Annotated in this window: 5 protein-coding genes and 3 tRNA genes; 7 read left to right on the top strand and 1 reads right to left on the bottom strand. The window is 55.5% G+C overall.

What is annotated here, in order from left to right; translation table 11 throughout:
• Positions 1-168 precede the first annotated feature (168 nt).
• The 6 genes from GRX64_RS18565 to GRX64_RS18540 all read left to right on the top strand — a co-directional run bounded on the left by GRX64_RS18565 (position 169) and on the right by GRX64_RS18540 (position 2888).
• A complete protein-coding gene (locus tag GRX64_RS18565; protein ID WP_166269518.1) occupies positions 169-1131 on the top strand; it encodes a coiled-coil domain-containing protein in 963 nt (320 codons plus the stop codon).
• A gap of 129 nt (positions 1132-1260) precedes the next feature.
• Positions 1261-2112 (top strand): DUF2846 domain-containing protein, encoded by an 852-nt coding sequence (locus tag GRX64_RS18560; protein ID WP_166269516.1) that lies wholly within the window; start codon positions 1261-1263, stop codon positions 2110-2112.
• Between the two features lie 112 nt (positions 2113-2224).
• Positions 2225-2431, top strand: a complete 207-nt coding sequence (locus tag GRX64_RS18555) for a hypothetical protein (protein ID WP_166269514.1) — start codon at positions 2225-2227, stop codon at positions 2429-2431.
• A gap of 152 nt (positions 2432-2583) precedes the next feature.
• A tRNA-Val gene (locus tag GRX64_RS18550) sits at positions 2584-2659 on the top strand.
• A 68-nt stretch (positions 2660-2727) separates the two neighbouring features.
• A tRNA-Asp gene (locus GRX64_RS18545) sits at positions 2728-2804 on the top strand.
• Between the two features lie 8 nt (positions 2805-2812).
• Positions 2813-2888: transfer RNA gene (locus tag GRX64_RS18540), tRNA-Val, on the top strand.
• 103 nt (positions 2889-2991) lie between these two features.
• Here the strand turns inward: GRX64_RS18540 and GRX64_RS18535 are convergent.
• Entirely contained in the window at positions 2992-4401 is a 1410-nt protein-coding gene (locus GRX64_RS18535) for a 3-oxoacyl-ACP reductase (protein WP_166269512.1), read from the bottom strand.
• Positions 4402-4726: 325 nt separating this feature from the next.
• Here GRX64_RS18535 and GRX64_RS18530 point away from each other — a divergent pair, with 325 nt between their 5' ends.
• On the top strand, positions 4727-6043 hold the full coding sequence (locus tag GRX64_RS18530; RefSeq protein WP_166269510.1) for an acetyl-CoA C-acetyltransferase: 1317 nt from the start codon (positions 4727-4729) through the stop codon (positions 6041-6043).
• Positions 6044-6358 lie beyond the last annotated feature (315 nt).

The following is a 6358-nucleotide window of genomic DNA, read 5'->3' as shown; positions in this document are numbered from 1 at the left end:
TCAAATGTTATTCAGTGACAAAAGCAGGCCATGTACCAGGTGCTTCTGATGGTTGCTGATTGATCTCACAGGTAAAAGATAGAGCGAATGATTTGGAGGCGCGTCATTCTTGCCGGTATTATCTGCCCATAGACTAATATTCGTCCATATCCATTTGAGGTTGTTGTTATGGAACCCATTCGTCCAGATGACGATGAAGTAAGGTCAGGGACCGAAACCACACCGCGAGCGGCCGCACCGGCGGATCGCGGTGTTCGCGCTTCTGCGCCCCCCGAAACCGACCGGCAGCCTTCCGCCAAGGCGGGTTCAAGCCGCCCGGCATCGGGTGGGGCAGGTCGGCTGGTCGGGTTGCTTTGCCTTCTCCTGATTGCGGCTGTTGTGGCGGGTGCGGGCGTAGCCTGGCAACAATCGAAGCGCTTGGCCGCGATGGAAGCTCAGGTCGAAGAGGCGGATTATTGGGCTCGGCAAAGCAAGCTGGCCTTGGCCCGGTTCCAGGGTGAACTCAGTGAAACCGGAGAAACGCTGGCTGAGAGTGGCAGCACGACACAGCAAAGGTTGGCCGACCAGGAAAAACAGATTGCGACGGCAAACAGTGAGATACGGAAACTCTGGGCCATCGCGAATGAACGTAATCGTCAGCAGCTTGAGGCGCAAGCGACCCAGCTAACGGCGCACACGAAACAGTTGGAAAGTCTGGCAATCCAGGTTGGCGGGCATGCTGAGTCCCTGAAACTGTTGGATAACTTCAAGGAGACGTCTCAGCAGCGGATGGCCGAGCTTGCAGGCAGCATGTCTGAGGTGCAAGAGAACATTGTTCAATTGACGTCACAGGACAAGTCATTGGCAGGCGACGTGGCTGCTATGCAGTCCGACATTCAGGCCGCCGTCGATCAGCGCCTCACCCGGTTTGAGCGCGAGCAAAAATTGACGATCAGCGGAATCGAAAGCCGACTTGGCGCACTGGAGAACGGCGAAGGGGTTTTGGCGCAGACACAAAGCCAATTGAAGAAAGCCGAGACCCGGCTTGCGAACCTTGAAGACGTTGTCCAATCGATTGACTCATCGCGGGCTCAGTTGACGTCTCGCCTGGTGAGGCTCACGGATCAGGTCGATGCATTGCGTAAGCGCTGAGTGCATGGAGCGCCGCATCACGTGCAGGATGTAACAGTTTGTAGCCATCCCTTGCGGTAGCTCTCAGTTCGTATGACGGACAGTTGTTATTATCGGCGTGTTCTTCCCGGATGAAGAGACTGGATAACAATGACTATTCGACTGACAAAAATTGCCGTTGGCGCACTGTTGCTGAGTTCGCTGTCTGGCTGTGTGATCTACCAGTCCATTGGTAAAAGCACAGGCGGGTTTCTCCACCCGGTATCCGGCCCAGACTTCGTGCACATAGACAACGATGACTGGGACAGCGGCAATGCCCTGATCTACTTTTATCGCGCCCATTCCCAATGGGCGTCCGAAGAGATTGAGTCCCCCAGCGTCTATATCGACGATCGTCACTACTTCAATATCAGAAACAACAGCTTTACCTGGATGGAGGTGAAGCCGGGTGAACGCTATATTGCCATGCGCAGGCCCCTAATGGGCCTGGAGGGTATGAACGATTTCAGTCTAAGCCTGATTGCCGACGCCACCCTCACGGTTGACGCAGGGCAGGTCTATTACTTGCGCTACAGCGAGGTGTCGACGCCCGAAAGCCCGCACCCGGATCTTGATCCGGAGCACCCCTTGGCCTCCGGTGATCTTCAACTGGTCACGCGCGATAGTGCGATGGGGCCAGGGGAGATCGTCACCACACAGTTTCTTAACAGTGACTTGCTGGCTCCTAATCATGCTGCCACCTCCATTGCCGTGGTCAATGAAGATGATGATTATGAACGTGATATGGAGCGCCTGACGGAGGCGCGTGAAGAGGAGCTTGAGCGCCTGGAAACCGATGGGCTGGTGAACGCACCCTGGTATTGGCCGTTCGGTGGTGAGCCTCAGCAACCGTTGGAAACCGACGCCAAAATCAAGGCTCGAGAACGAGCCTACGCAAAGCTCGAGCGAGAAAGGGAGGTGCAGGCTGCAAGGGAAGCGGGTGATGGCTGGTGGCCTTTCTAAGAGCAGTTCAGGGTTGAGCTAAATAAATCCGTTTGTGATCTGTTTCTCAATTGTCGGCGGCAGTGAGCGCAGCTAGACTGATGGAAAACAATGATCGGGAGGTTGCTGCCGTATGTCATGGAAAGATGCGCTCGAACAACAAATCGTAAAATTGCGGGCGAAGTTTGATGCATTTAATCAGTCATTGGCCGACAAAGCGTTGCCGGATGACCGGAAAGGGCGGGTGGGCCGTTTGTCCCTGGAGCAAAAGGCCTCAAAGGCCGGCCATGGCAAACCAAAATTAAAAGCGGTAAATACCTCGCCAAAGGCCAGAAAGTAGGCAGGTTGGTTGCAAAATAATCGCTGAATTGATGATTGGGGTGTTGGTTCGTAAAAAAAGCCGAAAATATTTGACAGCGCGGGCCAAATGCTTAAAATGCGCCTCTCACTTGATCAAGACAGCATTGCTGAAAAGATCAGGTCGCTGAAAGTGGGTGGTTAGCTCAGCTGGGAGAGCATCGCCCTTACAAGGCGAGGGTCACTGGTTCGATCCCAGTACCACCCACCATTTTCAGTGTGTTCGGGCCTCCCCAGCCCGGATGTAAGTTCAAAAGGCGCGTGCCGGATGAACGATGCGGAGCGGTAGTTCAGCTGGTTAGAATACCGGCCTGTCACGCCGGGGGTCGCGGGTTCGAGTCCCGTCCGCTCCGCCATTTTTCCTGGGTGGTTAGCTCAGCTGGGAGAGCATCGCCCTTACAAGGCGAGGGTCACTGGTTCGATCCCAGTACCACCCACCATTTCTATTTGAAATCCTCTTTGACGACCTGTGATTTATTGCTGGTGGCGAGTCGGGTACCCCGACAAGTGCCGGGGGTTGCGTCTGTACACTTCTGAATGCCATTACTTCCCGATGAACGACTGACCGCATACTCTGACCGTGTTGCCGTTGACCCCGGTTGATGCCGGATTGCAGTACCAGGCGATGGTTTCCGCCACATCCACCGGCAGCCCCCCCTGCGAGAGACTGTTCATGCGTCGTCCCGCCTCCCGAAGGGTCATGGGCATTGCGGCAGTCATTTGCGTTTCAATAAAACCGGGCGCCACCGCGTTAATGGTGATGCTGTTTTTCAGTTGCCTGGCCAACGCTTCGACGTACCCGATAACACCACACTTTGACGTTGAGTAGTTTGTCTGACCAAAGTTACCGGCTATTCCGCTGATTGACGAAACGCACACAATGCGCCCGTTCGGCCGCAAGAGTTCCTGGCTTAATAAGGCTTCGTTAATAGCTTCTTCGGCGGCCAAATTAACAGCGATGGTTAAGTCCCAGAAATGGTCTGGCATGTTGCCGAGGGTTTTATCGCGGGTAATGCCGGCGTTGTGAATGATCAGGTCGAGACCGTCAAAGTGCGTCCTGACAAAATCGGCGATCAGATCCGGTGCTTTTGCGTCGGTAATGTCACAGGCCAGTGTTTTACCTTTTATGCGGGTGGCTACAGCCTGCAATTGCTCCATGGCAGCGGGTACGTCCAGCGCAATGACCGTAGCGCCATCCCGGGCCAATGTGTCTGCAATGGATTCCCCAATGCCCCGGGAGGCCCCAGTGACCAGTGCGACCTTGCCCGCTAACGGTGCCGTGGGACTACTGGCGCCCGCTTTCCCCGCTTTTTTACTGATACGCACGACCTGGCCAGACACATAGGCCGATCGCGGTGAGAGAAAAAACCGCACCGATGACTCCAGATGAGATTCCGAACCCGGTGCCAGCCAGAGGAGGTTGGCCGTGGCTCCTTTTTTACCCACCTCTTTTCCGACACTGCGGACAAAGCCTTCCAGGGCCTTTTGTGCTGCCGCCTGTGCGGGCGATCGACAGCTCTCAGGGTCACGTCCGATGACCAGAACGCGGCCACAGTTGGCAAGTTTGCGAATGGTGGGGTGAAAGAAATCATAAACCGCCCGCAGTCCGTAGGCGTCCTTGATACCGGTGCCATCGAAAATCAGGGCAGTGAAGCTTTCGCCAATGGCGGTTGTGATATCCAGGGGCTTGGCTTTCGGACCTGCGTTGGCCGATTCCTTGAGCGAGTCCTGGTTGCTGGCGTGGTGGAGCATCGCCGCGCTGGTGTTAACGATGTTTGCGACGGCCGATAACGCTTTACCGCCCGACGCAGCGCCAATGAGCACGTTACCTTCGATAAAAGGCTGGTCCGAACGCTTCCACCGTTTTAGTGGCAACGGCGACGGCAAGCCCAGCGACTGGGCGGCAGATTTTCCGATCGAAGTGTTGACGAGTTTAAGGTACAGGTCAGACATAAGAAGCTTCTCTTTCCCTGGCGCTCTTCGGCGCGCGGATTCATTGTTGATAGGGTCGCAGTGCGGTCGCTCATGTTAGGCCAACCACGGGTAATTGGATTGACTGAGCGCGTGGGTTGCCGTGTCAGGCTTGCCAATGAGTTGATTCATCACAACGCTAGACTGCCAGGGGAATGGGTGTGTGCGATATGTCCGCTGGCAACCGGCGCCGATCGGTGGGTCGGATCGTGCAATAATGATATAACTCCCAATCGTCGCTCTTGTGACGGTGCAGCGTCGGCCAGCGACGCAACGAATACCACAGTCAGTTAAATAGGATCGTATTATGGTACAGGCAAAGGATTCCACCAGAAATAAGAAGCCTGCCGTTGGGCGGGTGAGACGAGTTGCGATTATCGGCGGTAATCGTGTGCCTTTTGCGCGCTCTAATACGGCATACAGCAAACTGAGCAACCAGGAATTGCTAACCGCCGCCTTGCGAGGGCTGGTGGATCGGTTCAACCTACAAGGACAGCGTCTGGGAGAAGTCGCTGCCGGAGCGGTCATCAAGCACTCTAAAGACTTTAACCTGACACGAGAATCGGTACTGAGTTGCGGATTGGCGCCAGAGACGCCCGCGTATGACGTCCAGCAAGCCTGCGGAACCGGGTTGGAGGCGGCGATTCTGGTAGCGAATAAGATTGCATTGGGTCAAATCGAATGTGGCATCGCTGGGGGCGCGGATACTACCTCTGACGCCCCGATTGGTGTCAGTGAGGGCCTTCGTGAAATTCTACTGGACTTAAACCGAGCGAAAACCGCGGCAGATCGGTTGAGAATCCTGAGTCGATTCCGCCCCCGTCACTTGATGCCAAGCATTCCCGAAAATGGTGAGCCGCGTACGGGCATGTCGATGGGCGATCATTGCCAGGTGACAGCCCATGAGTGGGATATTCCCCGGGAGGCGCAAGATCAACTGACCTATGAAAGTCATCAGAAATTGGCCGCTGCTTACGCAGAAGGCTTTTTTGCTGACCTGATGACACCTTTGGCCGGTCTGGAACGGGACAATATCCTCCGGCCCGAGACCACATTAGAGAAGCTGGCGAGTCTCAGACCCTGTTTTGATCGCGAAAATGGCACCATGACGGCCGCAAACAGCACCGCGCTGACCGATGGCGCGTCCTGTGTGTTGCTGGCCAGCGAAGAGTGGGCGAAAGCGCACAATATGAACATTCAGGCTTATCTGACCTTTTCTGAAGTGGCGGCGGTGGATTTTGTCGACAAGAAGGAGGGCCTGTTGATGGCGCCGGTCTACGCGGTCCCGCGATTGTTGGAAAAAGCCGGCATGACCCTCCAGGACTTCGATTTTTATGAAATCCATGAAGCCTTTGCGGCACAGGTGTTATCAACCTTGAAAGCCTGGGAGGATCCGACGTTCTGTAGAGAACGTCTGGGCCTTGAGTCGCCGCTCGGCAGCATTGATCGCAGTAAGATAAACCTGAAGGGCAGCAGTCTCGCTACAGGGCACCCCTTTGCGGCGACGGGCGGCCGGATTATCGCGACGTTGGCCAAACAACTCGAACAACACGGTAGCGGGAAGGGCTTAATTTCAATCTGTGCCGCGGGCGGCCAGGGCGTTACCGCGATACTTGAACGGTAATGAGGGAAAAATGCGTTTTCCCATTGACCTGCCAGCGCTCACTCAGTAGTATGCGCACCTCGTTGATCGAGGGACGTTTTACATAAACCCCTCTTCGACGACAAGTTTGTTGCGGGGTGGAGCAGTCTGGTGGTTCTTCGGGCTCCTACATCACGAAAGCCGAAGGGAGTCGCCGACCTTCGGATTATGAGCCCGACCTGGTAGGTCAGCTCGAATGGAATGGGCGAGAAAAAGTTTGTTGCGGGGTGGAGCAGTCTGGTAGTTCTTCGGGCTCCTACATCACGAAAGCCGAAGGGAGTCGCCGACCTTCGGATT

This window comes from Marinobacter caseinilyticus (assembly GCF_011074955.1).
GTDB lineage: Bacteria > Pseudomonadota > Gammaproteobacteria > Pseudomonadales > Oleiphilaceae > Marinobacter > Marinobacter caseinilyticus.
Note: the sequence above shows the minus strand (reverse complement) of the source record. Positions and strands in the feature narration are given on the sequence as shown.

Coding starts and splice junctions, on each gene's coding strand:
- GRX64_RS18565 (WP_166269518.1), top strand. CDS start 169: ATGGAACCCATTCGTCCAGATGACGATGAAGTAAGGTCAGGGACCGAA.
- GRX64_RS18560 (WP_166269516.1), top strand. CDS start 1,261: ATGACTATTCGACTGACAAAAATTGCCGTTGGCGCACTGTTGCTGAGT.
- GRX64_RS18555 (WP_166269514.1), top strand. CDS start 2,225: ATGTCATGGAAAGATGCGCTCGAACAACAAATCGTAAAATTGCGGGCG.
- GRX64_RS18535 (WP_166269512.1), bottom strand. CDS start 4,401: ATGTCTGACCTGTACCTTAAACTCGTCAACACTTCGATCGGAAAATCT.
- GRX64_RS18530 (WP_166269510.1), top strand. CDS start 4,727: ATGGTACAGGCAAAGGATTCCACCAGAAATAAGAAGCCTGCCGTTGGG.